17 protein-coding genes and 1 pseudogene are annotated in these 24827 nt (G+C 67.4%); 7 read left to right on the forward strand and 11 right to left on the reverse strand.

The window, feature by feature from the left end; genetic code table 11:
* The first annotated feature begins 141 nt into the window (after nucleotides 1–141).
* Nucleotides 142–3036, forward strand: coding sequence for a glycosyl hydrolase (locus ACWD26_RS01620; RefSeq protein ID WP_451265039.1), 2895 nt, complete (start codon nucleotides 142–144; stop codon nucleotides 3034–3036).
* A gap of 55 nt (nucleotides 3037–3091) precedes the next feature.
* Nucleotides 3092–3862, forward strand: a complete 771-nt coding sequence (locus ACWD26_RS01625; RefSeq protein ID WP_451265041.1) for an SDR family NAD(P)-dependent oxidoreductase — start codon at nucleotides 3092–3094, stop codon at nucleotides 3860–3862.
* A 524-nt stretch (nucleotides 3863–4386) separates the two neighbouring features.
* Here ACWD26_RS01625 and ACWD26_RS01630 read toward each other — a convergent pair.
* The 5 genes from ACWD26_RS01630 to ACWD26_RS01650 all read right to left on the reverse strand — a co-directional run bounded on the left by ACWD26_RS01630 (nucleotide 4387) and on the right by ACWD26_RS01650 (nucleotide 12175).
* A complete protein-coding gene (locus tag ACWD26_RS01630; protein ID WP_451265043.1) occupies nucleotides 4387–6840 on the reverse strand; it encodes a glycoside hydrolase family 3 N-terminal domain-containing protein in 2454 nt (817 codons plus the stop codon).
* A 43-nt stretch (nucleotides 6841–6883) separates the two neighbouring features.
* Nucleotides 6884–8719 (reverse strand): glycoside hydrolase family 3 protein, encoded by a 1836-nt coding sequence (locus ACWD26_RS01635; protein ID WP_451265045.1) that lies wholly within the window; start codon nucleotides 8717–8719, stop codon nucleotides 6884–6886.
* 128 nt (nucleotides 8720–8847) lie between these two features.
* The gene (locus tag ACWD26_RS01640) at nucleotides 8848–9762 is read right to left on the reverse strand and encodes a carbohydrate ABC transporter permease (RefSeq protein WP_451265047.1); all 915 of its coding nucleotides are present in this window, start codon (nucleotides 9760–9762) and stop codon (nucleotides 8848–8850) included.
* Nucleotides 9759–10736 (reverse strand): carbohydrate ABC transporter permease, encoded by a 978-nt coding sequence (locus ACWD26_RS01645; RefSeq protein WP_451265049.1) that lies wholly within the window; start codon nucleotides 10734–10736, stop codon nucleotides 9759–9761. Before ACWD26_RS01645 ends, ACWD26_RS01640 begins: the two co-directional genes overlap by 4 nt.
* A 164-nt stretch (nucleotides 10737–10900) precedes the next feature.
* A complete protein-coding gene (locus ACWD26_RS01650) occupies nucleotides 10901–12175 on the reverse strand; it encodes an ABC transporter substrate-binding protein (RefSeq protein WP_451265051.1) in 1275 nt (424 codons plus the stop codon).
* Nucleotides 12176–12441: 266 nt separating this feature from the next.
* Here ACWD26_RS01650 and ACWD26_RS01655 point away from each other — a divergent pair, with 266 nt between their 5' ends.
* The 3 genes from ACWD26_RS01655 to ACWD26_RS01665 all read left to right on the forward strand — a co-directional run bounded on the left by ACWD26_RS01655 (nucleotide 12442) and on the right by ACWD26_RS01665 (nucleotide 17457).
* The gene (locus ACWD26_RS01655; RefSeq protein ID WP_451265053.1) at nucleotides 12442–13089 is read left to right on the forward strand and encodes a TetR/AcrR family transcriptional regulator; all 648 of its coding nucleotides are present in this window, start codon (nucleotides 12442–12444) and stop codon (nucleotides 13087–13089) included.
* Nucleotides 13090–14260: 1171 nt separating this feature from the next.
* Nucleotides 14261–15694 (forward strand): GH1 family beta-glucosidase, encoded by a 1434-nt coding sequence (locus ACWD26_RS01660; protein ID WP_451265055.1) that lies wholly within the window; start codon nucleotides 14261–14263, stop codon nucleotides 15692–15694.
* A 206-nt stretch (nucleotides 15695–15900) separates the two neighbouring features.
* Nucleotides 15901–17457, forward strand: coding sequence for an endo-1,4-beta-xylanase (locus ACWD26_RS01665; RefSeq protein ID WP_451265057.1), 1557 nt, complete (start codon nucleotides 15901–15903; stop codon nucleotides 17455–17457).
* Nucleotides 17458–17913: 456 nt separating this feature from the next.
* Here ACWD26_RS01665 and ACWD26_RS01670 read toward each other — a convergent pair whose 3' ends face one another.
* Complete coding sequence (locus tag ACWD26_RS01670) at nucleotides 17914–18183, reverse strand: hypothetical protein (protein WP_451265059.1); 270 nt, start codon at nucleotides 18181–18183, stop codon at nucleotides 17914–17916.
* 487 nt (nucleotides 18184–18670) lie between these two features.
* A complete protein-coding gene (locus tag ACWD26_RS01675) occupies nucleotides 18671–18934 on the reverse strand; it encodes a hypothetical protein (RefSeq protein ID WP_451265061.1) in 264 nt (87 codons plus the stop codon).
* A gap of 144 nt (nucleotides 18935–19078) precedes the next feature.
* Between ACWD26_RS01675 and ACWD26_RS01680 the strand changes: the two genes are divergently transcribed.
* Complete coding sequence (locus ACWD26_RS01680) at nucleotides 19079–19336, forward strand: hypothetical protein (RefSeq protein ID WP_451265063.1); 258 nt, start codon at nucleotides 19079–19081, stop codon at nucleotides 19334–19336.
* Nucleotides 19337–19612: 276 nt separating this feature from the next.
* On the opposite strand, the gene ACWD26_RS01685 is transcribed toward ACWD26_RS01680, so the two are convergent.
* Complete coding sequence (locus ACWD26_RS01685) at nucleotides 19613–20134, reverse strand: helix-turn-helix domain-containing protein (protein WP_451265065.1); 522 nt, start codon at nucleotides 20132–20134, stop codon at nucleotides 19613–19615.
* A 72-nt stretch (nucleotides 20135–20206) separates the two neighbouring features.
* The gene (locus tag ACWD26_RS01690) at nucleotides 20207–21202 is read right to left on the reverse strand and encodes a VOC family protein (RefSeq protein ID WP_451265067.1); all 996 of its coding nucleotides are present in this window, start codon (nucleotides 21200–21202) and stop codon (nucleotides 20207–20209) included.
* Nucleotides 21203–21269: 67 nt separating this feature from the next.
* On the opposite strand from ACWD26_RS01690, the gene ACWD26_RS01695 reads away from it, so the two are divergent.
* On the forward strand, nucleotides 21270–21881 hold the full coding sequence (locus ACWD26_RS01695; protein ID WP_451265069.1) for a TetR/AcrR family transcriptional regulator: 612 nt from the start codon (nucleotides 21270–21272) through the stop codon (nucleotides 21879–21881).
* Between the two features lie 174 nt (nucleotides 21882–22055).
* Here ACWD26_RS01695 and ACWD26_RS01700 read toward each other — a convergent pair.
* Nucleotides 22056–22163: pseudogene (locus ACWD26_RS01700) on the reverse strand (IS5/IS1182 family transposase); the annotation flags it as partial.
* 374 nt (nucleotides 22164–22537) lie between these two features.
* Entirely contained in the window at nucleotides 22538–24688 is a 2151-nt protein-coding gene (locus ACWD26_RS01705; RefSeq protein ID WP_451265071.1) for an ATP-binding protein, read from the reverse strand.
* Between the last annotated feature and the right edge of the window lie 139 nt (nucleotides 24689–24827).

A 24827-nucleotide genomic window follows, 5' to 3' on the forward strand; every position in this document is an offset into this window, starting at 1 on the left:
GCTGCCCCCTCCTGAGGGTTGAGGGGCCACGTGGGGCGCTCCCGGTCACCGGGATTCGCCGACGCCGCACGGTCACGGCGATGAAAGGGTGCCCAGCAGATCAATTTCCGACTGCCGGGGATCACTTCATCTGGAGCCGCTGTGTCCCGCTTTTCCCGCAGACAGTTCTGCGCGACCGCGGCAGCGGTGACGCTGGCCCCCACGGTGGCTTCACAGGCAGCCGCCAGCGTTGCTGCCTCTTCGACGACCGGGCTGGATGCCGGCTTCGTCCGGGGGTTCGCTCACCCGCCTGCGACTGCCCGACCGAAGATCCGCTACTGGTGGCCGTGCGGAGAGATCGCGGCGGCGACCATCGACGCGGAGATCGAGGCGATCGCCGGCCGGGGCTTCGGAGCCGCCGAGATCCAGTGCATCGTCACCGCCGACCCGCGGCAATACGGTTGGGGCAGCGCTGTGCTCACCGAGCGCCTGGAGCAGGCGGTCGCCGTCGGTCACAAGCACGGGGTGCGCATCGACCTCACCGTGGGCCCGGCCTGGCCGCTGGTGGCGCCTGGGCTGTCGCCGGACAGTCCGGAAGCAGCACAGGAGATCGCCTACGGGCGTGCGGTCCTGGCGGGCGGCGAAGCATACGACCGGCCCGTGCCGGCGGCCCCGCAGCCGCACGCGGGCGTCACCGAGCAAACCCTGATAGCGGTCCAGGCGTTCCGCTGCGCGGGCCCAGCCGACGCGAAGCCCGTACTGCTCGAGCGGAATTCCCGGATCGACCTCACGGGACGGGTGAGCGACGGCGCCCTCGCCTGGACCGCCCCAGCGGATGGGCAGTGGCTGCTGTTCGCGTTCTGGCAGCGCGGCACCGGCCAGGCCGCCGTCGTCGGCCAGGCCGCCACGACAGAGGCGGCGTATGTCGTCGACCACTTCAGTGCCGCCGGTACCCGGGCAGTAACCAGCTACTGGGACAAGCGTGTCCTGACGCCCCGCCTGCGCAGTCTGCTGCAGGACAACGGAGGGGATCTCTTCGAAGATTCCCTGGAGTTGGACTCCGCCCAGCACTGGACCCGGGAACTTCCGGCGCGCTTCAAGCAGCTGCGCGGCTACTCCTTGATCGACAACCTGCCGGTCCTGTTCATCGACCGGATCCACCGACAGTACACGAGCGTGACACCCGACGACACCCCGGACTTCGCGTTCACCGACGACAGTGGCGCCCGCGTCCGCGACGACTACTACCGCACGCTCACGGACCTGTACATCAGTGAGCACGTCGAGCCACTGAAGTCCTGGGCGCACGCCTTGGGCCTGAGACTGCGGGCCCAGCCCTACGGCACCACCACGGATGTTCCCACGATCGGCGCGGCCCTCGACATCAACGAGACCGAGTCGCTCGGCGCGGCCCCCGACTACACCGACGAGCCATACCGATGGCTGTCGTCCGGTGCGGTGCACCTGTCCGGACAGCGCGTGTTCTCTCTGGAAGGCTGCGCGATCTACGGCGAGGCGTACGCGCAGACCTGGCCGCAGATGCTCAAGCACTTCAACGCCGCGTTCGCCCACGGTGTCAACCAGGTCGTCTATCACGGCTTCGCCACCGAGGCGGGCCTGGGAACCACCTGGCCCGGCTTCTCACCGTTCACCCTTCAGGGCGGCAACGGTTTCTCCGAGGCATGGGGGCCGCGCCAGCCCACGTGGAACGACACCGGCAAGATCGTCGACTGGACTGCGCGCACGCAGTTCGCCCTGCGCCAGGGCAGGCCTTCGGTGGACTTGGTCGTCTACCGCCACGCCTACGGGACCGGCATGCGCATCCCGGCCGGACTGGACGGCTTCACTTACGACTTCGCCGGCCCGGCACAACTCGACGGAACCCGCGTACGTGACCGGCGCCTTGCCCCGGAAGGCCCCGCCTATCGTGCGCTGATCCTCGACCGCCAGCCCACGTTGCCCATAGCCACCGCCCGACTGCTGCTGTCGCACGCCCGCAGCGGCCTGCCCATAGTGATCGTCGGTGCGCCGCCGACCCGCACGCCTGGCGCCCACCAGGCTGCACGGCAGGATCCGGCACTGGCCGAGTTGATGGACCTGTTGCTCAAGCAGGCCTCGGTACGCCACGTCGCCGAACCGAGCGGGCTGCCCGCCGTCTTGGAGGAGCTCGGCATCCGCCCCGCAGCGGACACGCGCGTCGCTCCCGCCGTGCTCGCCCTGCGTCGCACACTGTCGCGAGGCGCGCTGTATCACCTGCACAACTCCTCGGAAAAAGCCGTGTCCGAGGAGGTCGCCCTGGAGGGCCGAGGCACCCCCTACGAACTGGATGCCTGGACGGGCACGGTCGCCTCAGTCGCCCAGTACCGAACAGAACGCGGGCGGATCACAGTCCCGGTGCGGCTCGCACCCGGCGAATCGACCATCATCGTTCTCGTTTCGGGCAGTGCCCGTCATGTGGTCGCCACCACGGGCGGAGAGGTCGTGACGGCGCCCGGTGGCGGCCTGCTCCTGCGGAGCTCAACGGCTGGTTCGTACACCGTGAAGCTTGACGACGGCTCCGAACGGAGGGTGACCGTTCCCCCCGCCGGGGCAGCCCAGGAGCTGAACGTGTGGGAGCTCTCCGTCGAGGACTGGCACCGAGGCCCGGACGGCAAACTCGAAGTCAGCGAGCACGAGCATCACCTGGTCCGCCTTGCACCCTGGTCCGCCATCCCCGGCCTTGAGGACGTCTCCGGGGTCGGCACCTATCGCACCACGGTACGGCTCGCGCGGTTGGACGGGGCCTACCTCGACCTCGGACAGGTCACCGACACCTTCGAGGTGACGGTCAACGGCACGACGCTGCCACCGTCCGACCAGGTCAGCCGGCGGATCGATCTCAGTGGCTACGTGAAGCAAGGCGACAACAGCATCACGGTCCGGGTGGCGACACCGCTGCGCAATCGCCTTCGGGTCACGGAAGGCTTTCCGGGGCAGGCCGAGAAGCCCCGGCAGCACTACGGCCTCATGGGGCCGGTCCGTATCGCGCCGTACCGCCAGGTACCGATCCGGGAATGAGCGGGCGGAGATTCGCGGCCAGGGCAAGCGCACCGTCGAGATTTGGAGGACCCTCATGGAACGACTCAGCAGCAGACGCGTCTTCGTCACCGGAGCCGCGTCGGGCATAGGTCGCGCGACGACGTTGAGGCTGCTCGAGGAAGGAGCGGCGGTCGTCGCAACGGACATCGAGGAAGAAGGGCTGAGCGGGACCGCCGACCTCGCCGCGAAGGCCGGCACCGGCGAACGGCTCGTCACCGCGGCGCTGGACGTGGCGGAAGCGGACGCCGTCGACGCCGTCGTCGGTGACGCGATTGCCACCCTGGGCGGGCTCGACGCGCTCGTGAACATCGCCGGCATGCTGCGCGGAGCGCACACGCACCAGTGCTCGCTCGAGCTGTGGAACCGCGTCCTTGCCGTGAACCTCACGGGCACGTTCCTGGTCACCCGGGCCGCGTTGCCCGCGCTGCTGGAGACGGGCAACGGTGTCGTGGTCAACTTCAGCTCCACGTCAGCACAGTTCGCCCATCCGTACCTGGCCGCGTACTCCGCGAGCAAGGGCGGGATCCTGTCCCTCACGCACAGCATCGCCCAGGAGTACGCCAAGCAGGGCCTCCGCGCGGTGAACGTCTGCCCTGGCGGCATCGCCAGCGCCATGACCGAGAACTTCGCGTCACTGGTGCCGGAGGACACCGACTGGAGCCTGTTCGCGAAGCTCACTCCGGCACTCCGTGAGCGGTACGGGTCGCCGGAGGTGGTGGCAGCGGTCGTGGCCACTCTCATCTCCGACGACGGCGCCTTCATCTCCGGCACGGAGATACGTATTGACGGCGGCACCCATCAGTAGTCCGGGGCGGCGGTTCCCCTCGGCGCCCCGGGAAAGTACAGCGAGAACCTCAGCACCCCTGACGGGATCCCGCTGGTGGCCATGAAACCGTGCATCGGGGCCGGGTGCTCCGCGATCCTGATGCCGGTGCCGGACAACGTCTCGTCACCGTTGAGGCGCCTTCGCGGACGGAGCCGGCCTGTGCTTGCCACGAGTTCGTCCGCCTGCGGCGCGAGGAACGCGAGCGAGGGAGCGGCCAGCTTCCAGGCGGCGCTGACATGCGGTAGCGGCCCCCACTGGGGAACACCTCTGGCGCGCCGCCGCCGGCGACGGCGATGTTCGCGGACTCCGATCCGTTCGGCACGCTCGAGATCTTCTGGGTGAGCGGTGTCTTCTGGCGAGGGCGGCGGATGGCGGCCGGCCGCGGGCGGCATCCGCCGCCATCGCCGTCCCAGGGGTGCGGCGCGGTGCCGGGTAGTTGTCCAGGCGAAGGCCCGTGGGGAGCGGTGTCAGGTCCGCTCCCCACGGGCTGCTGGCGGGGCGGGCTACGCCGTACCCGTCGGGTCGGCGGACTCGCGTGACGCGTCCTCGTCGTACGGGGCGATCCGTGCGGAGTGGGTCAGGTACACCCTCCGCCGCGTGACGTCCACGGTGTCACCGACGACGTCCAGGCGACTGCGCAGACGAAGGTCACTCGACGATGAGCCGACCGAGATCCACATCGGGCCCGGATCCACGACCCATCTGTCGTCCAGGGACAGGTAGGCCAGCAGGGGGAGTTCCAGAGCGTATCTCACCGTCGCCTGATCCCCTGGCTGTAGTTCGAGGCGATGGAACCCCGCGAGCTGGAGCGCCGGCCTCGACACGCCGGGCGCATCGTCCTCGACGTAGAGCTGCACGAGTTCTACGCCTGGGCGGTCGCCCGTGTTCGTGACGGTAGCGGTGACGTCGACTGTGCCGTCGGGTGCGACCGACGCGCTGCTCAGCTGGAGGTCGGAGTAGACGAATTCGGTGTACGTCAGGCCGTGGCCGAACGGGTAGAGAGGTGCGGCGGACTCGTCCACGTAACCGCCGTGCGGATCGCCTTCCCGACGGCGGTAGCCGCTGCCGAACCGCTGTCCTGCGTGGAGGGGAACCTGTCCGCTGGAGCGGGGGATCGTGTACGGCAGGCGACCCTGCGGCTCGGCCGTGCCGGTGAGGATCTCCGCGACGGCGCGTGTGCCGAACTGCGAGCCGTAGTACCCGAGCAGGATGGCGTCGAGCTCGGGCTCGACGTCGCCGAGGGCGAGCGGGCGGCCCGAGAAGATCACGCCGACGGTCGTTTTGCCGAGCGCGGCGATCTCGTGCACGAGCCGGCGCTGTACATCCGGCAGCGTCACATCGGCGGTGTCCGCACCCTCACCCTCCGTCCGTTCACCGAAGAACCATCGCGCCACGCCGCCCAGTGCCAGGACCACGACATCCGCATCACGTGCGACGTCGACTGCCGCGCCTATTCCCTCGGCCCCGTCGGTGACTCCGCATCCAGTTGCGACGAGGATTTCTGAGTCGGGTACCGCGGCTTGGAGGGCGTCCGCCAGGGACACCGCTTCGTAGCGCGACCTCGCGAACTCGTCCTCGCTCATGGCGAGCAGGTCGCCGATCTCCTCGTGCACGTAGGCGTCGTCGGGACCGAAGGAGTCGAGGGTTTCGACACCGACCATGGAACTCGTCTTGCCGTTCAGCAGGGCTCGGGTCAGCTCGATGAAGGAGGGGAAGGTGTACGGGGCGAAGGCCGTGCCCACCGCCTCGGCATGAGGTCCGACGACCGCGATGCGCGGGGCGCCGCCGAGTGGAAGCACCCCGTCGGCATTCTTGAGCAGAGTGACCGCCTCGCGCGCGAGACGCAGGGAGAGGTCGCGGCCCTCCTGCGCCACCGACATGATCTCCCCTGGGGCGGTCTCCACGTAGGGGTTCTCGAACAGGCCCAGTTCGAACTTGTGCGTCAGCACGCGAAGCACCGACTCGTCGACGGTCGTCTCGGGAATCTCGCCGTCGCGGACGGCCTCGATGAGGCTGTCGCCGTAACCGAACGGCTCGGGCATCTCCACGTCGATACCGGCCCGCATGCCGAGCACGCCCGCTTCGCGTGCATCGCGCGCGGCGCGATGGTGGGTCACGAGGTTCTCGATCGACAGCCAGTCCGACACGACGGTGCCGGTGAACCCGAGTTGGTCGCGCAACATCTTGCGGAACACCCGAGGGTCGGCGGCAGCGGGCACTCCGTCCCAGTCGGCGAGCGAGTTCATGATCGAGCCCAGTCCCGCGAGCTGGATGGCGGCGGCGAAGGGGCGCGCGTACACCTCCCGCAGCTCGCGCGCTCCCATCGGCACGGTCGCCATGTTGAGACCGGCCTCGCTCATTGCGTAGCCGAGGAAGTGCTTGCCGGTGGCGATGACGCCATCCAGCAGCGACTTGCCTTGCAGATTGCGTACGAAGGACACTCCTAGCGCGCTGACCAGGTACGGATCCTCGCCGTACGTCTCGTGAACCCGGCCCCATCGCGCGTCGCGGGCGATGTCGAGCAGCGGCGACAGGGCGTGGTGCAGGCCCACGGATCGCATCTGTCGACGGGTCAGTGCGGCCATCTCGCCCACCCCGGTGGTGTCCCAGGTGGCCGCGAGACCGATCGCGGTGGGGAAGGAGGTGAAGGTGGGGGCGTTCACACCGTTGAGCGCCTCGATGTGCATGATCGCGGGAATGCCCAAGCGGGTGTTCTCGAGCAGGTGGCGCTGTACCGCGTTGTTGAGCCGGGCGAGTTCGGCCGCGTTCGCCGGAAAGCCCCCCATGTGCGGTTCGATGTAGCCGATGCCGTTCGCCAGCTTGGCCGCGGCGACGTCCGGACGGATGCCTTTGGCGTCGAAGAGCATTGTCGGGATGAGCGACGTCAGCTGCGCGACCTTCTCCTGCAGGGTCATGCGACCGAGCAACTCGATGGCGCGGGAACGTGCGTCGGTCATGACGTGATCCTTCTGTGCGAGCGCGGATTCCACGAACGGGACATCAGATCTCCAGCCCCGATCCCAGGGGGAACAGCGGGTCGACGGTGTCCGCCAGCGCGTCCGGCGCGGACTCCCGCACGGCCTGCATCGAACGCGGCAGCTCGACGGGAAGTCGGCCCTCCGGAGCGATGCGGCCGGTGAGGGCGGTGAGCAGAGCGTCATCCGAGACACCGAAGGTGACGGTCAATCCGGCGAGCGCGTCGACGAGCGGAGTGAGGATGGCCGGGCGGTCCAGGGCGACATCCACGATCAGCGGAGCGTGCTGAGCGATCCAGCGTAGCCGGTGCACGAGGCCGGGGGACAGATCGAGAGACCCCTGGTGGAAATACGACTCCAGGAACAGGTCGTCCCGCGGCTCAAAGGGTGCGTCGATGCGCACGACGGCCAGGTCCGCCTCCTGCGGCGTCGTCACGGGGGTGAACTCCCGGCCGAGGACCTCCGGATCGATCCCCTCCGCGTACACGCGCGCGCCCACGGCGAGCGGAAGCACTGGCGTTCCTTCGACCACGGAGTTCTTCAGCACGGTGACGGAACGGGACTGTGTCTCCAGGGCGACCCGCCGGGTCTCGGCGTTGCCCACAACGGCCACGGCAGCATCCACGTCGACGAAAGGGTTGTCGAAGAGGCCGAGCCGGAACTTGATCAGCAGGACGCGGCGCGCCGACTCGTCGATCCTGCTCTCCGGGACGACACCATCCCGCACGAGTTGGAGCAGGAGATCCGTGCACTGCTCACCGCCGAACTGGTCCGCGCCGGCATCGAGGATCTTGACCATGCGCCCGCGGGCGTCCAGCTCCTCGACCCCCCACGCGCGCGCGGGCAGGACCTGGTCTCCGACGTGGTTGTCGTTCACCAACTCCCAGTCCGTGACGATCAGCCCGTCGAAGCCCAGCCGCTCGCGCAGCAGCCCGGTGAGGATCTGCTTGTTGTACCCGAACCCGACCTCCTCGATCGGTTCACCGTCGATCTCAAGACCGACCGGCATGCCGTAGTAGGGCATGACCGCGGCGGTGCCGTGCTCGACGGCGGTCATGAACGGACGGAGGTGCTCCTCGAACGCACCACCCGGGTAGACCTGCTCGCGACCGTACGGGAAGTGCGCATCCTCGCCGTCCAGTTGCGCGCCGCCGCCGGGGAAGTGCTTGGTGACGCAGGCGATGCTCGTCGAGTCGAGCGCCGCGCCCTGGAAGCCTTCGAGGTACGCGCGCGTGTACGCGACGACGAGATCGGTGTCGGCACCGAACGTCTGGAGCTGACGTGCCCAGCGGGGTTCGCTGGCGAGGTCGACCTGAGGATGCAGTGCCATGCGGATGCCCACGGCGCGGTACTCCTCGCGCACCCGGCGCGCGAACTCGCGCACGGTGTCCGGGTCGCGCAGTGCCGCGAGACCCAGGGCATCGGGCCACTGCGAGAACGGGCCTGCGGTGAAGGACGCCCCGACGTTCTCCAGAAATCCGTGGCGAGGGTCGCTGGAGATCGTCACCGGGATGCCGTGCGGTGTCTTCTCGGCCAGACGCTGGATCGCGTTGTGCCACCGCGCGGCCGCCCGAGGGTCTTCGATGCGGTGCGTGTTGAAGTGACTGATCCCCCTGCCCAGGATCACCTCGCTGGTGGGCGACTTGCTGATCGCGCCGGGCTCTTCGAGAACGGTGCCCCCCGGGCCCATCTCGATGACCGTGTGGAAGAGCAGACCGACCTTCTCTTCGAGCGAGAGCCTTGCCAACAGATCTTCGGTGCGTTCCTCGGCGCCGAGCCGCGGGTCCTCGTAGGGCTCCATGCGGCCGTTGCCGTTGAGATCGCGGAAGGTGGTACTGCCCGATGCGGTCGTCGCATGCATGAGTGGTGAGAGTTCCTCTCGATTTCGTCCCCGGGGCCTGGGTGCAGGCCACGTCGGGGCGGTCGATGGCCGGGCACCGTGTCAGTCCACCGGCACATGTCCCGGTCCGGCAGGGCGGTGCGGGTGGGTCACCCCTTGACGGCTCCCTGCATGACGCCTGCGACCAGCTGCCTGCCGAGTAGGGCGAACAGCACGAGAAGCGGCATCACGGACACGAGAACACCGGTCATGATGAGGGGGATGTCCTTGAAGAACCCGGCCTGCAGCAGTTGCAGCGCGACGGGGAGTGTCGGGTTGGTCGTGCCGAGCACGATCGACGGCCAGAAGTACTGGGTCCACGCCCCGATGAAGGTGAACAGGCCCAGCATGGCGGCTGCGGGCCTGGCGGCCGGCAGCACGATGGAGCGGAAGATCCGGAACGTTGATGCCCCGTCGATGCGGGCGGCCTCGATGAGTTCATAGGGCAGCGCCGACTGGAGGTACTGCGTCATCCAGAACACGCCGAAGGCGGAGGCGATGCCGGGGATGATGACCGCCCAGAGGCTCCCCGTCAGGCCCATCTCCCGCATGACGATGAACAACGGCACGACGCCGAGCTGAGTGGGTACCGCCATGGTGCCCACCACGAACGTGAGGAGGCCGGCACGCCCCTTGAACCGGAGCTTCGAGAAGGCGAAGCCCGCCAGCGTGGACAGCAACACGACGGCGAGGGCCGTTGTCACCGAGACGAAGACCGAGTTCCAGGCCGCGCGGGGCAGGTCGATGTCGGACTCGAAGACGCGCGTGAGGTTGTCTGCCAGCTGCCCGCCCGGGATCGGCGAGGGGATCGGGTTCTGCGCGACCTCTGCCGACGTCGAGGACGCGAGCAGCAGCGCGTAGTAGAGCGGGAAGATCGAAATGAGCGCGACCAGAGTGAGGATGACGTAGGTCGTCTTTCCTGGTCGGCGCACAGCGCCGTCGTTCCGTCCGCGCCGGCGGCGCGCCGCACGGGCGGCTCCACGACCGGACGTCTGCTCGATGTACGGGATGGAAGGAGGGGTCACGTGCTGCTCCCGGGCGTGGCACCGGACGGTGCGGAGGAGTCGGGCGTACGAGCTGCTGCGCTGCGTCGGGCGGCACGACGCGTCTTCCGGGAGCCGGCCACGGGGTCGTCTCCGGAAGCGATGCGGCGCGACAGCCAGTTGCTGACCAGAGCGAACGCGATGATCAGCAGGAAGAGCAGCCACGCGACGGCCGCTGCACGGCCCAGCCGCTGCTGGTTCCAGCCTAGTTCGTACAGGTACAGAGTGATCGTCTTCCACTGCCCTGAATTGCCGCCGAGCCCTTGTGTGTCGTACAGACGCGGCTCGTCGAAGATCTGCAGGCCGCCGATCGTGGACGTGATCACGACGAAGATGAGCGTCGGACGCACGGACGGCACCGTGACGGAGAAGAACTGCCGTATCCGTCCCGCGCCGTCGAGGATCGCCGCCTCGTACAGGTCACGGGAGATCGCCTGCATGGCGGCCAGCAGCACGAGGGTGTTGAAGCCGGTCCACCGGAAGTTGACCATGTTGGCGATGACGATGTGCGCCGGCAGGCTGTCCCGGTGCCAGCCGATCGGATCCATGCCCAGCTGCTCGAGAAGCGCGTTCACGAGACCGGACTGGTCCGCGAACATGCGCGAGAAGATCAGCGTCACGGCGACCGGAGCGATCACGTACGGCAGCAGCACCCCCATCCGCCAGAAGGTGCGAGCACGGATGTTCGCGTGCAGGAGGCTGGCAAGTATGAGAGCGATAAGGATCTGGGGGACCGTCGAGAGCAGGAAGATGCTGACGGTGTTGCCCAGCGAGTCCCAGAAGACCGGCTGGTCGAGGATGAAGGTGAAGTTGTCGAGCCCGACGAATTGGCCCTGCCCGCCGATGAGGTCCCAGTCGTGCAGCGAGACGTAGGCGGTGTACAGCAGCGGGAACAGGCCGACGATCCCGAACAGGATGAAGAACGGGGAGATGTAGGCGTAAGGCGACGCCTTCATGTCCCAGCGGCCCAGACGCTGACGCCAGGGCGACGGCGTGCGTGGAGGTGAGGCATCTCCACGGGGTGACGCGCTCGCTGCCGGACGGACCATGCGTTCTTCCTTCGAAGGTGCCTCGGGGGCGCCGTCCGCGGAGGGCGCCCCCGAGTGTGCGGACGAACCGATCACTTCAGCGAGTCCAGTCCCTCGACGAACATGTCCCACGACTCCTTGGCGGAGTGGGTCTTGTCGACCGAGACACGGTTGATCGCGTCGTTGAACGCCGCTGTGATCGCGAAGTAGTTGTCGCCCTTGTACGGGACCACGCTGATGTTCGACGCGCGCTCGGCGAGGACCTTTCCTACGGGCGCGTTGTTGAAGAAGGGTTCGGTCACCTTCTGCATCTCAGGGCTCTTCTGGGCCTCGACCTGGCTGGGGAAGTTGCCCGTCGCCTTGAACGCCTTCATCTGCTGCTCAGGGGCGGTGAGCCACTCGGCCAGCGCCTGCGCCTCCTTGGGATGCTTCGACTGCGTCGGCACGCTGAGGTACGAACCGCCGCTGTTGACGCCGCCGTTGGGGAAGACGTCGGCGATATCCCAGCCCTTGACCCCGGCCGCATTGCCCTTGATGACGCCGAGCATCCACGACGGCGCGAGCATGACGGCGAACTTGTCCTTCTGGAAGGCGCTGACCCAGTCCTCGCTGAACCGCGTGAGGTGGGCCGACAGGTCCTCATGCGACATCACGGTGTCGTAGATGTTCCGGAGGTCCTTGTTCTCACCGGCGATGATGTCGCCGCTCTTCGGGTCTTCCCAGAGCACCTCGTACTGGTCGGCCCAGCCGGTCGCGACCGAGGCCGAGGCGTCGTAGAACGCCGGACCTGTCTTGGCAGACATGAACTTCTCGCCGACTGCGAAGAAGTCGTCCCACGTCGCGTTGTCGCCACCGAAGAGCTTGGCGACCTCTTCGCGATCAGTCGGCAGGCCGGCCTTTTCGAACAGGTCGGCGCGGTAGGCGATGGTTTGCGGTCCCAGGTCCGTCGCGTATCCGAGCAGCTTGCCGTCGTCCGTGGTGGCGATCTTCGTGGTCCAGTCCAGCCAGCGGCCCTCGACCTTCGGGGAGGAGAGATCCACGAAGTTGTCCGGGTGCTTGAGGATCTGCGGCATCCAGCTGTTGTCGACACCGATCACATCGGCGAGACCCGAGCCCGCGCCGAGCGCGGTCTGGAACTGCTCCTTGGCCTCATCACTCGTGGCGAAGCGGTTGTGCTTGATCGTGATGTCGGGGTGGAGCTTCTGGTACTCCTTCAGCAGGCCGCTGTAACCCCACTCGCTGAACGTCGAGACGTTGAGAGTGATCTTGCCGCCGGCGTCGCCCTCGTCGCTGGATCCGCACCCAGCAGAGAGGGCGGTCAATGCGACCGCCGCAAGCACAGCGAGGGACCTTCGAATGGATCGCATCTGTACTCCTTTTTCCAGGCGGTGCGCCGCGATGTTGCGGCGACAAGGAGCCGCCCCCCGGCCACTGCACGCTCCTGAGACGTGCGCGACCCCCGTCACACGAACGTCGTGTATGCCGCTGCGTCCCTGGCTGAGATGTTGTCTCGGAAGTGATGGTGGCCGTCAGTATCACGTAACACAGTTCACCTGACAAGTTTTCGTGGAGTTTTCATCGTCACGCCCACACCCAGGTCAAACGGGCCACCGCGTCGCTGTATGTTGAAGGCATGGCGGAAAGCACCGGGCCTCGGGGGCCCTATCGCAAGGGGCTCCAGCGCCGCCGGGAGATCGTCGCCGCTGCTGCCGAGCTCTTTGCCGAATCCGGATACGCGCACTCGTCGATGCGTGAGCTCGCCAGGCGGATGCGCCTGACGCAGACAGGGCTCCTCCACCACTTCGCCGACAAGGAAGAACTCCTGGTCGAAGTGCTCAACTTGCGCGACTCGTCCGTCGCCGATTACCTGTCGGAGCAGCACGCCACCGATGTGGCGACGCGGTCGCGCGAGGTCGCACGCCACTCCGCGGAACACGAGGGACTGACGTCCCTGTACATCATCCTCTCGGCCGAGGCGATCGATCGCGATCATCCGGCGCACCCGTACTTCGTCGAGCATTACCAGGCTGCCCAGACACTCACGCTCGACCCTGGCCCCGAGACGCCGGAAGGCGCGCCGACGGGGATCAGCCCGGAGATGATCGCCACGCTGGGGACCGCCCTGCAGGACGGGCTCCAGATCCAGCGGCGATACCGGGACGACTTGGATGTCGTCGAGGCCGTTGACGCCTTCTGGCGGCTCGTGGCTGCTGCTCGGGCGCACTGGGTGCAGCAGTCGGCTTCAGACGACTCCGACGTGGGCGACGGCGTCTCCGACTGAACATCGTTCACGTCCGCCGGGTTCATGAAGGTCTCCGGCTTCGCTCGCTCGGGCGCGAAGCCGGAGGCGCAATCGGCCGTCAGGCGGTGGGCTCAGCGGTGCTCATGACTCGCATCCGTTGTCGGACCGTGGATGCTGGGGGCTGCGTCATATGCGTGCCGCGATGAACTCCGCGGCGGGGTCGCTGTGTTGCGGTGGGGAGTAGGCGCCGTGGGCGGTGGAGTCGCCCCGCCGCCGCATGTCGGGTCGCCGGTCGCGCAGTCGTCGAGCGTGCGTGCCTGGCGGCGGCCTGGGTCTTGAGGCGATACACCAGGTCCCAGTCGTCCACGGATGCGGACCAGGGTTCCAGGCTGGCCGGGTAGTTCACGCGGTAGTAGGAGATGGTCGTGTCCGCGGGCCGGCCCGTTGAGTGCCGCCGCGAGGATTTCGTACGTGGAATCGGGAAGGGCGTTCGTCGGGGTGCCGTCGCTGTCGAACACGGTGCCGCCCGTGTAGGTGACGTCGGCGCAGGGCGCGGCGGCCGCCGGGTGGGCGGTGCTGACGGTGAGGGCGCTTGCGGCAAGGGCTGGGGCGATCGCCGCAGCTCACCGGGGCGACCGCGGCGGCCAGCGACAGTTCCGGCTGACGGTCCGGGCCCGCCGTATGGGTCACCAACATCAGTCCCTGCGCGGCCAACCCCCGATCGAGCTCGACGACCAGATCGGCGACGATCGCGCTCGGCGGGAAGTCCGGCAGGTACAGCAACACCGTGCTGCCGCGTCCCCGCGACAAGCGCCTGTGCGGGCCCGTTCGGGGTGTATTGGGAACCTCACGCCGGACGGCGCCAGCCCACGGACCGCGCAGATACGGGTCATGGGGGGCGAGGGCCAGTGAAGTTCAGTCAGCACCGCACCGGTCAGCGTTGGTGAACGCCTCGCCGGCTGCCGTCGTTGCCGTACGCACCCGCAACCGCCGCGTGGACAACACGGCTTGGTCGGAAGGGCGCCGAGCGGCCGACCCCATGCCGCAGCCCGCCCGGCATCGGTCGATCGCCGATTCCCCCTGGTCAGGCTGGATGCTCGGCAGCGAAACTCGTCGCGGATGTGAAGTCGCAGTTCACCGTGACGCGACACTGTGCCGATAACAGTTCAGCTGATAGGTTTTGGCGCCACGTCACCAGAGAGGCTGATCCATGTATCGCGACTCCATCGACCGCGGGCGCTTGGCGTTCCCGCCCGACTTCATCCTCGGCGCCGCGACCGCCGCGTATCAGATCGAGGGTGGCGCGAGGGAGGGCGGACGAGGCCCGTCCATCTGGGACACGTTCAGTCACACCCCGGGGAAGACCGCTGAGGGTGCGACGGGGGACGTCGCCGCGGACCACTATCACCGTGTCGACGCCGATCTTGACCTGATGGCCTCGCTCCACCTCGACGCCTACCGGTTCTCCATCTCCTGGCCTCGAGTGATGCCCACTGGGGAGGGGGAAGTGAACCCGGAGGGGCTGGAGTTCTACTCGCGGCTCGTCGACGGCCTGATCGCACGCGGAATCAAGCCGATCGTGACGCTCAACCACTGGGACCTCCCGCAGGCGTTGGAGGATCGCTACGGCGGCTGGCGGGGTCGGGAAACCGCATTCGCCTTCGAGAAGTACGCGGAGACCGTGGGGGCAGCGCTCGGGGACCGGGTCGCCATCTGGTCAACCCACAACGAGCCGTGGAACAACTCCTTCGCGGGGTACGGCAGCGGTGTGTTCGCGCCGGGCGGGCAGAGCCACGCGGATGCGCTGAAGGCCGCGCACCATCTCAACCTCTCCCACGGACTCGCGGTGGCAGCACTGCGGCGCACCGTGACGAACCCCGATGCGCAGATTTCCGTGGTGCTCAACATCTTCCGGATCGAAGCCGAGACCCCCGCGGACGCCGAGGCCGCGCGCCGGTTCGACGCTGTGGCCAACCGCGTGTTCACAGGGCCCATGCTCTGCGGGCACTATCCGGCGGATCTCCTGGAAGACACCCGAGCCTTCACCGACTGGAGCTTCGTTCTGCCGGGCGACTTGGAGATCTGCCACCAACCCATCGACCTGCTCGGGGTCAACTACTACGAGGTCATGCACGTACGTCTGAACCAGGACTTCGACCCCAGCACCGAAAGCTCCGGTGGCATGCCTTTCCCGGGCTCGGAGCGCATCGAGTTCGTTCGCCGCGACGAACTGGCGCGAACGGCGATGGACTGGGGGATCGAACCACGAGGCCTCGAGGACCACCTGGTCGCTCTCTCCAAGGAGTTCCCCGACCTGCCGATCATGGTGATGGAGAACGGAGCGGCCTTCGAGGACATGGTCGACGAGTCGGATGGCCGGCGCGTGGTCGTCGACCGCGCCCGTACGCAGTTCCTCATCGATCACGTCACGGCGACTCATCGTGCTCGAGAGAGGGGGGCCCACGTAGTCGGATACCTCGTGTGGTCGCTGCTCGACAACTTCGAATGGGCCATGGGTTACGGCCCGCGCTTCGGCATCGTCCGCGTGGACTACGACACCTACGAGCGGATTCCGAAACTGAGCGCGCACTGGTTTGCGGAATTGTGCGCCACGAAGGTCGTACCGGCCCTCGTCGGCCGCTGAGCGACCGCCCTCAACTTCCGCGTTCTGCACACCGCAGAGGCGGTCTCGGGCCGAGCCGCGCTTGCGGCCACCGGGAGACGGCGCAGGTCCACGTCCTCCGGATACCGCGGCGTGCCCTCGGACCACCCTTCAACAGGAAAGCGAGACACCATTCAATGAGAATGCACCGCATCGGCGCGGCGCTCGCAACTGTCACCATAGGGCTCATGACCGCGGCCCTCCCCGCCACCGGCGCCTCAGCAGATTCAAACGCCACCCTCCGCGAACTGGCAGCGAAGGAGGGAATTCTCATCGGCTCGGGGGCGACCAACCCCAACTATCTCGACGAACCGGAGTTCGGCGAGGTGCTGGCGGAACAGTTCAACAGCCTGTCGCCCGAGAACGAGCTGAAGTGGAACTTCGTCCAGCCCACGGAGGGCGACTTCGAGTTCGCGGGCCTCGACCGGCTCGTCGACTTCGCGGATGACCACGACATGGTGGTCAAGGGCCACGGGTTCATCTCGCAGTGCTGCACCCCGGAATACGTGACCGACATCACCGAGCCGGACGAGCTGCGCGCGGTCATGAAAACTCACTTCAACACGATCATGGATCGTTACGCCGGAAAGATGGACCGGTGGGACGTCATGACCGAGCCGTTCTCGACCTTCGGCGGCACCGGCCTCGCGCCGAACCACTTCTACGAGGTGCTCGGTTCCGACTACATCGCGGAAGCATTCCGGATCGCGCACGCCGCTGACCCCGAGGCGAAGCTGTTCATCAACGAATCGTTGGTGGAGTTCTACCCGGCGAAGCGCCAGGAGCTCTACGACCTGGTGGCCGACATGGTCGCCGACGGTGTGCCCATCGACGGGGTGGGCTTCGAGATGCATGAGACGCAGGCGGGGCCCGAGCCCGGCGTCATCACGGAGATGACGAAGTCCTACCAGAAGCTCGGACTCGAGGTCGCCATCACCGAGCTCGACGTGCACACGTACGACGTGGATCAGCAGACGCAGATCTACGGGGACGTCATGGCCGAGGCGCTGGCGGCCGGAATCCGGGACATCAGCTTCTGGGGCTTCACCGACAAGCACGCCTACACGTGGCTGCCGGGCGCGAAGCCGCTCATGTTCGACGAGGAGTACGACCCCAAGCCCGCGTATTACGCCACGCGCGACGCTCTGCGGAACTTTGTCTCCGCGTCCTCGGCTCCTGGTGCCGGCATCCTGTCGAACACCAGCGGGTGGACGCACGGGCTCCATGACGGCAACTACGGCGTGAAGATGAACCTCTGGCATGGCACGCCGGGCAGCTTCTACCGTCTGTACGAGAACGACAAGCTCGTCGCCGCACGGGTGCCCGCGACGGTCAGCGGCACATCGCAGTCAGTTGTGACCGAATTCAAGGACAAGCCCAACGGCACCTACGTGTACAGGGCCGAACTGATCAACTCGAAGGGCATCACGTCCACGAACACCACGACCGTCACGGTTGCGGATGCCGCACCGGGCAAGCCCGTGGTCAGCCATGACAACTGGGACAAGGACGGCACCTTCACCGCCACCGCGAACCTGTGGTGGGGCACGAACGCCACGTCCTACGCCTTTTACCTGGACGGAGCGGTCGTCGGTGAGGGGCAGCTGACCGCTGACACGCCGAACGCCCAGTCGCCTCAGGTCACTCTGTCCGGAGTGGCGAAGGGCAAGCACACCCTGAAGGTCGTCCTCACCAACGCCAAGGGATCGACGCACTCCGATCCGGTGACGGTGACGGTCGCCTGACACCCGGCTGTTGCCGACCTCGGCAAGGGGAGCAGACGCCCGGTGTGACCAAGCGCCGGGCGCCAGCTCGACGAACCTTGCTGGTGGACTCATGTGCGACCATGAATTACGTCAACTTTGAAATAGCTGAGCGATCGCCATGGTGTTCGCTCGTGCACATACTTCTGGTGGACGACGACGAGTCGGTGGCCCGCTCGCTTCGGCGCGGGCTCGTCCGCTTATCGCTTCTGTGTGAACAAGAGGAGGGCGTGGAGCGCGGCGGCAATGCGATTCGGGCCAATCCGCAACAGGTCGAGCACTCGCCAGCGCTCACAGTTTCCCGCGTACTGCTGTGCTGAGCCGCCCCACCAGGACTGGGCCTAGAGACCCCTGGCTATGCTGCGGGTTGTCTTTGCGGAGTTTGGTGGACACCAACATCGACAATGTCAACCGTCGGGTTCGCCTGAGCTTCCTTGGTTAGGGAAGGAGCGCGTTCTCGGCGTCGAGCAGAGCCGCGGACTCATCATCCGGTTCATCGGGCCGATCCTGCAGACCTGGATCACGGCTGGCCCCCTTCTTGACCTCCCTGAAACCGGCGATCCAAGGCAAGACGCCAGGGCCGTCACCGCACGCAACGCACCCCTGCAGGAAGGCTGTTCCTGGCACCTCACGATTCGTGTCAACCATGTTGACGACCTCGAACAAGCCCTTCTCCACATCCGGGCGCTCTTGAAGAAGCCGCGCCATGTCCTCATCCTCCAGCCGGCTCCGACGCCCGAACGGAAACCGGCACACACCGACTCCATCGGCCCCTTGGTGCCGACCACAACACCCACTGCACGGAAACCGGCTTCCCCTCGAACCCCGAAGAAGAGGCAGAAGTGACTACCGATCCCAACCGCTCAGTCCTCTGGCCCCGACTGCTACGTCGCTCCCGGAGACCTTTCATCACGAACGGTGTGACCTCGCCCGCTGCGCCGCTAGCGGGCGGCACGGCTTGGCTGCGGCAACCGGCCGCGCGTCCCGTACCCCTGCACCGGTCCACACGGGTCGACCTTGACCTCGACGAGGTCTCCTTGTAGCAGCCGACGGCGCCCGGGAGTTCAGGTCTCCCGGGCGCGGCGTCCTCCCTCACCTCGTCGCCCAAGGGGGCTTGGAGTGCCCGGCAGTAGTCGGGGCGTCAGGGGAGCTGCCAGCGCGGGAACATGTTGATGCCGCTGTCGCCGGCCGCGGGCTAACCAACCTTGTCTGTGATCGTCAGGGCGTAGGCCGTGCCGCCGACTTTGGTGATGTACGACGCTTCGGTCTGCTCCTGGGGCGTGGACGCGGTGAGGCCTGCGTCATTGAGCGCTGCGGCGATGTTCGGTGCCGTGTCGAGTTGGCGGGCTGCAGCCGAGGAGTTGCCGCTGCTGCTGTCCTTGGTGTCGGCGCTGCTGCAGGCGGTGAGGGCGAGGAGGGCGGCCGTGGTGAGGGCGGTGGCCGTGTGTCTGACGCGCATGCGGGCACGGGTGTCGGTACGTGAGGGGGTTACGGGCCGGTGCGGGGGTGCTGCAACCCGTCTGTGACGGATCGTCGGGACCGCCGCCCGGTCGCTGCGCTCGCCGCATCCGTGTGTGGTGGTTGCCAGTGCCAGAATCCGCTCATGGACCAAGGCAATGCGGCCGTATGGGCTGCTGGAATCGGCGTCATCGGTACAACGATCGGCGCGATCGGCGGGTACTTGGCCGGGCGGGCACAAGGCAAGGCCACAGTGGAGGGCGTCAAGCTGCAGCTGTCGGGGCAGCGGGAAGACGCGTTGTGGCAGGCGGAGGTCGATGCGTTCGCCGCTCTGGTCGACGGGTTCAACGAGGGCCGTATGCAGATCGGGAAGACGCTCACCACGCGCCTGGCGCTGGCGTAGGGCTCGCGACTCATGACCTGGGTGACCAGATTCATGAACGGGTCGATGCCAGTGCGGGGTTCGGTGCGGCCGAACACCTTCGCGTGGTGGACATCGTAGGCGGCCAGGTATGCCACCGCGCCACCGCGGCCGTAGGTGTGGTTGACGCGCATGGCGCGGGCCTGGCCGGGGGGCGAGGGTGGGATGGCAGCGGCAGCGGGCCTGGCTGGAGGTCTTCTCGTCCGCGCTGATGACGTACTCGTCCTCGCCGAGCGGTCTGCCGCGCCAGGTGCGGGCCTACAGTTCCAGGATCCGCTGGGCCTTGGGGCGGAAGTCGGGGTCGGTGATGAAGATCCAGGAGCGATGCTGCCAGGGCTTGAGCACATCCTGAGCGAGCCATCGGCGCACAGTGGAGGCGGACAGGAAGGTCGCTATGCCGCGGGCGACGGCCTCGCGTGCCAGTTCCGGCGCCGACCAGCGCGAGATCGGTACCCTGCTCTCGGCGGGCAGTCGGCACGCTAGTGCAGTGACCGAAGCGGCGTGTAATGCGGTGAACGCGCCGGGACGGCCGGAGCGCTTGCGATCCGCCAGACCCTCCAGGCGCGCTTGGGCGAACCGGCCCCGCCACCTGCGCACGGTGTCGAGGTGCAGTCCCGTCTGACGGGCGATACGCGCGGTGGAGCGTCCACGCGCCGCGTGCAGCACGATCTGCGCGCGCATCCGCAGCCGGTGCTCGGTCTTCTGACCGCAGGCCGCCTTCTTCAGCCGGTGCCGCTCGGCGGCGGTCAGGGATATCGGGCGGGCCAGAGCAACGGGCATCAGGCGAAGGTCAATCGGGAGAAGTGGATCACGACAGGCCGCTCACCGGGGCCGTCCTGCCGTGCTGAGTGGTCACCGGCGTACCTGGCTCGCCTCGCGGAAGATGATCGCGGCGCCGAGCGCGGACACGGCGGGTACGAAGATGTTGCCTGAGTCGGTTCGGCTGAGTGGGAATCCGTTGTCGTGCAGAAGCTTCCGGGTGGCGGCGAGATCGCGCACGGCGACCGCGTAGGCGACGAACGCGGGGACGGCGGGGGCGTGTTCGCCGGGCAGGACCGTGGAGAGCTCGGAATCGGGCACGAGCGTCAGCCGGGCGCCGTCAAGGTCGAAGAACCGCGACGGCCCGTCGGCCTGCGCCGGGCTGCCGAGGTAGTCCTGGTACCTGGCCCCAGTGGCGTCGAGGTCGGCTTCCGCCACACAGGTCACGACCTCGACGAGGTCGAGGGCGCCGTTGGGGTGGTCCATCTGCCGAGCAGCTTGCACCAGCGGGTCCAGGTCGGCGACGACCCCCACCCTTCCCTCGGTCACCGCCCCCGGCTTCACGGCCGGTTCACGGCTGTCGATCTCCAGATAGCGGACGGACTCCGTGCGGGTTCCGTCGACGGTCTCCACGGCACGGTGGACGGTGTTGACTCCGCCGTGCGCCACGCAGGCAGCGCTCAGTCGTGCGGCGGCGGCGTCGATGTCGGGCGAGGAGAACATGAGGATGTGCAGGCCCTCGAAGCGTTGGAGGGACGCTGCGATATTGGCGCTGGTGCTGCTGATGCGTTCCATAAGTTGGGGCAGCAACTCGGCCGGAGCCCGCAGGGGGACGAGTTTCGCCTCGCTGGGGACCCGGGTGGCCCCTCCCTGCGGCGCGCAGGTGACGATCTCGACGAAGTTGCGCGGGAAGTAGGCGTGTGTATTCGCCGCGCCGAACGGCTCCGGGGCGGCCTTCTTGCTCGGGGCCATCGCGGGGTAGGCCGGCGGTGCCAGGGTGAAGCCCAGCCGCCGGTAGAGGTTGAGGGCCTCGCCCATGTCGCTGACGACGTGGCCTACGTGGTGCAGACGTCCGATGTCGTGGCTCATGCCGACCACCGTAAAAATAGCTCAACCATTTGGTCAATCTATTTGCCGCTCGCGTACCATCGGCCAGGTGGACACGGAGCACATCGACGGTCGGAGCCTTCGTTACCAGCACCGGCGGCCTGAACTCCTAGGCGCTGTCGCTGACTACGTCCTGGAGCACGGCGTCAGCGGCCTGGCAATGCGGCCGCTGGCCAGCGCGCTCGGGGTGAGCCATGGGACGCTGCTGCATCACTTCGGCTCCAAGGAGAACCTGCTCACGGAGGTGATCGAGCTCCTCCGGCGACGGCTGGCGGAGACCGCGGACCTCGCCGACTCTCCGCGCGATCTGACGAGCCTGACGCGCTGGTGGCGGACCACGACCGCCCCGGACGACATGGCCGTCTACCGACTGCTGTTCGAAGTGCACGCCCTGGCGGTACGGGAGCCCGAACGCTACACCCGCTACCTTCAGCGGGCCGCCCACGACTCACTCGCGCTGATGGAGAGCCTGGTGGTGGCCGAAGGGTGCCCGGCCGATCAGGTGCCCCTGGTGGCCTCAATGATCGTGGCGCAGGCGCGCGGCCTCCAACTCGACTTGCTCGCCACCGCGGACCGGGACCGGGTCGACCGCAGCTTCGAGCTGTTCGTCGACCTGATCGGCCGACTCGGGCTGACCTGGCGCCTGGAGGAGCGGGCGTAACGGCTCAACCGCGGATGAGGAGGGAGCCGGCCCGTTCGGCGCGGTCTCTACCTCGCCGCGCCCGACAACTAACGCACCGGCATGCACGGCCCTGGCGCCGGAGTCAACCCCCGAAGGATTTCCGGAGCCGACCGCTAAGAGGGCGTTTGAAGTGGGCAGCTTGCCGTTTACGTCCTAGTACGTTCCTCGCCAGGTGGGTGTCGTCTCGTCCGTTATGCGCCTGGTGAGGTTGTCGATCGAGGCGATGTGGATCATGGCCTCGGGGCTGGCGGTGAGGGTCTCGGCTGTGATGGGGCGTCACGTAACGGCCCGAACTGAAAGCGGCCCCGCAGGTGCTGGAGATGGCGCTGGAATGCACACCTTGCCCGAAGCGGCACGAGGCCAACGAGGGCTGTCGGCCCGCGAAGGCCTTATCGGTGGCCGACAAGGGTGCCGACTCCGGGCACGGGACAACAGGAGGCGCTCGCGCGCGGGATCGACGTGGCGTCGTCGCGTGAGGTCCAGTCGTATTGTCATGCCTTCGTCCGCTGCCTCGTGTCCGAGGAGAAGCGCGTCCAGATCTGTCGTCACAGACGAGGGGACGGCCGCCCTTCGCCGTAGGCGCGGCCGCCCCAGACATCGGACCGATTCATCCAGGCAGGCCAGCCGGATCCCGATCAAAGGCCGAGCAGGTCGCCCCTCACGTCAACCGCGTCGGGGTGACCGAGGTCTTCGAGGGTCACGAGCGCGCGGAGCCAGTGGTCCCGGGCTTCGGCGACTCGGCCGTTGCTTTTGAAAGCTCGCGCGAGAATACGCAAGGTGGCCGCCTCGCTGAGGCGATTGCCGAGCTCCTCGTGTAGCGGAAGCGCCTGTGAGGCGAAGTGGACCGCTTCGTCGAAGCGGCCCTGGGAGAGATAAGTGTCGGCGAGCTTGTCCAGTACCAACGCCTCCCCGTAAGCACGACCGAGGTCACGGAAAATCGTCAAGGACCGCTGCAGGGACTCGATCGCTTCGTCATATCGCTCCAGTGCACTGTAAGCGGGGGCGATGTTCTCCAGAGAGTGGGCGGCCAGAGAAGTATCGCCGTTGCGTTCGGCGGCGATCAGAGCTTGGCCCAGCAGGTCGATCGCCTCGTCGAAACGACCGAGCGACACCAAGCAGTCTCCGATGCTGTTGAGGCACCACCCTTCGTCCTCGCCGCTCTCTCGGCTGACTGTGAGGGCCTCACGGTTGCGCTGCAGGCTCTCCTCGTACGCCCCGCGGTAGGAGAGCGCGGCCCCGAGAGACCGCAAGGTGATCGCCTCAGCATGTGCGTCACCCAGGCGACGGGCGGCAGCAACAGCGGTCTCAGAGGCCGTGATCCAGTCGGTGGTCGGCCGCCGCAGCTGGAAGAAGGACCTGAGGGCGATCGGCAACTGCCACGCTATGACGTCCTCGCCCACCTCGGCGGCCTGGCGGCAGGCTGCGAGGAGATTCACGAACTCCGTCTCACACCAGTTCATCGCCGCGGTGCGGGAAGGGAAGCCGATGGCCAGCGCAGGTGGAGGACGGTCGACTGGCGTCCGGTCGAAAGGCGTCGGTCCCCTGCGGACGTCGAGCGCCGCAGCGGCCCCCTCTGCTGTGAATAGATACCAGGTCAGCAGCCTTCGAAGAGCGGCCGAGCGGTCCTGCTCGGAATCTTCGGACACACGCTCGCGGGCGTAGTCACGCAGCAGGTCGTGGAACCGGTAGCGGTCCGGGCCCGCCACCTCGAGGAGATGCAAGCTGGCGAGCCCGCCGAGGACACGGGCGGCCTGATCGGGCGGGAGTCCGGTGAGAGCCGCGGCTGCCAGCACGCTGATCTCGGGTCCTGAAACCAGTCCGAGAAGGCGAAACGAGCGCGCAGCCGTTGGGGAAAGAACGCGGTACGACCAGGAGAACACCTCACGGACCGCCGTTGTCTCGTCGTCGTCGTACGTGGTCAGGACGTCCAACCGCCGACTTCCGGACTTGAGTTCGGAAGCCAGGGCCTCGATGGGCAAAAGCGGGTGGATTGCCGCCCGCTCGGCCGCGATGCGCAGGGCCAGGGGGAGGTGGGCACAATGGCTCGCCAGTTTGGCCGACGCCACGGGTTCTGCATCGACGCGTTCCCTGCCCAGGATGGACCGCATCAGATCAGTCGCATCCTGGGGGGCGAGTGGGTTGATGACGATACGTTGGGCTCCCTCGCGGACGACAAGACCGGATAGCTGGCTTCGGCTGGTCACGAGTATCAAGGACCCTGATGTGCCGGGAAGCAGGGGACGTAACTGAGGGGCGCTGCGCACATTGTCCAGGAAGATGATGAGGCGTCGCCCGCTGACAACGTGGCGGTACAGGGCCGTCTTGGCGTCCAGGTCCGGCGGGATGCTGCCTGGAGGCACACCCAGACTCACGAGGAAATTTTCCAGGGCCTGGTGGGGAGAGAGCGGAGGGCTGATGTCGTAGCCCTGAAGGTTGAGGTATAGGTGACCGTCCGGAAAGCGGTCGCGCACAGCGTGGGCCCAGTGGATAGCCAGCGCCGACTTGCCGACTCCCGCGGCGCCAACGAGCACCGTGACGAGCAGGGCTGCCGGTTCACCGGCATCAGAGGCTGCGAGGAACGCCTTGAGCCGCGCCAGTTCGGCCGTTCTACCAGTGAAATGGGTTGGCTTTGGGGGAAGCTGACGAGGCGCCGTCATCCGAGTGGGGGGTCCGGTGTGGAAGTGCACACCACCAAGAATTTGTCGCGCCTGGACGACGTTGTCGGCGGTACCGGGAAAGTTGTTGTGCGAGTCGTTGGATGGATGTGGATCAACATGATCTGTCATGAGGCCGCATCAATCGTCTGAACGTGAGGGATTCAGCGTACGGGGCCCGTGGAACGCTGTCCACGGCCGTGAAGAAGCGGACCACCACATTCCGCACAGTTCTGCTGCCGGTGTCATTGACACGCTCGGCTGCGCCACC

The sequence above is a fragment of the Streptomyces sp. NPDC002787 genome (assembly GCF_053592095.1).

What these genes read in the sequence shown, in the direction of transcription:
- ACWD26_RS01705 (WP_451265071.1), bottom strand. Translation starts at nt 24,688, where the DNA reads ATGACAGATCATGTTGATCCACATCCATCCAACGACTCGCACAACAAC.
- ACWD26_RS01675 (WP_451265061.1), bottom strand. Translation starts at nt 18,934, where the DNA reads ATGCGCGTCAGACACACGGCCACCGCCCTCACCACGGCCGCCCTCCTC.
- ACWD26_RS01655 (WP_451265053.1), top strand. Translation starts at nt 12,442, where the DNA reads ATGGCGGAAAGCACCGGGCCTCGGGGGCCCTATCGCAAGGGGCTCCAG.
- ACWD26_RS01690 (WP_451265067.1), bottom strand. Translation starts at nt 21,202, where the DNA reads ATGAGCCACGACATCGGACGTCTGCACCACGTAGGCCACGTCGTCAGC.
- ACWD26_RS01650 (WP_451265051.1), bottom strand. Translation starts at nt 12,175, where the DNA reads ATGCGATCCATTCGAAGGTCCCTCGCTGTGCTTGCGGCGGTCGCATTG.
- ACWD26_RS01680 (WP_451265063.1), top strand. Translation starts at nt 19,079, where the DNA reads ATGGACCAAGGCAATGCGGCCGTATGGGCTGCTGGAATCGGCGTCATC.
- ACWD26_RS01660 (WP_451265055.1), top strand. Translation starts at nt 14,261, where the DNA reads ATGTATCGCGACTCCATCGACCGCGGGCGCTTGGCGTTCCCGCCCGAC.
- ACWD26_RS01685 (WP_451265065.1), bottom strand. Translation starts at nt 20,134, where the DNA reads ATGCCCGTTGCTCTGGCCCGCCCGATATCCCTGACCGCCGCCGAGCGG.
- ACWD26_RS01645 (WP_451265049.1), bottom strand. Translation starts at nt 10,736, where the DNA reads ATGAAGGCGTCGCCTTACGCCTACATCTCCCCGTTCTTCATCCTGTTC.
- ACWD26_RS01670 (WP_451265059.1), bottom strand. Translation starts at nt 18,183, where the DNA reads ATGGCGCGGCTTCTTCAAGAGCGCCCGGATGTGGAGAAGGGCTTGTTC.
- ACWD26_RS01625 (WP_451265041.1), top strand. Translation starts at nt 3,092, where the DNA reads ATGGAACGACTCAGCAGCAGACGCGTCTTCGTCACCGGAGCCGCGTCG.
- ACWD26_RS01630 (WP_451265043.1), bottom strand. Translation starts at nt 6,840, where the DNA reads ATGACCGACGCACGTTCCCGCGCCATCGAGTTGCTCGGTCGCATGACC.
- ACWD26_RS01665 (WP_451265057.1), top strand. Translation starts at nt 15,901, where the DNA reads ATGACCGCGGCCCTCCCCGCCACCGGCGCCTCAGCAGATTCAAACGCC.
- ACWD26_RS01635 (WP_451265045.1), bottom strand. Translation starts at nt 8,719, where the DNA reads ATGCATGCGACGACCGCATCGGGCAGTACCACCTTCCGCGATCTCAAC.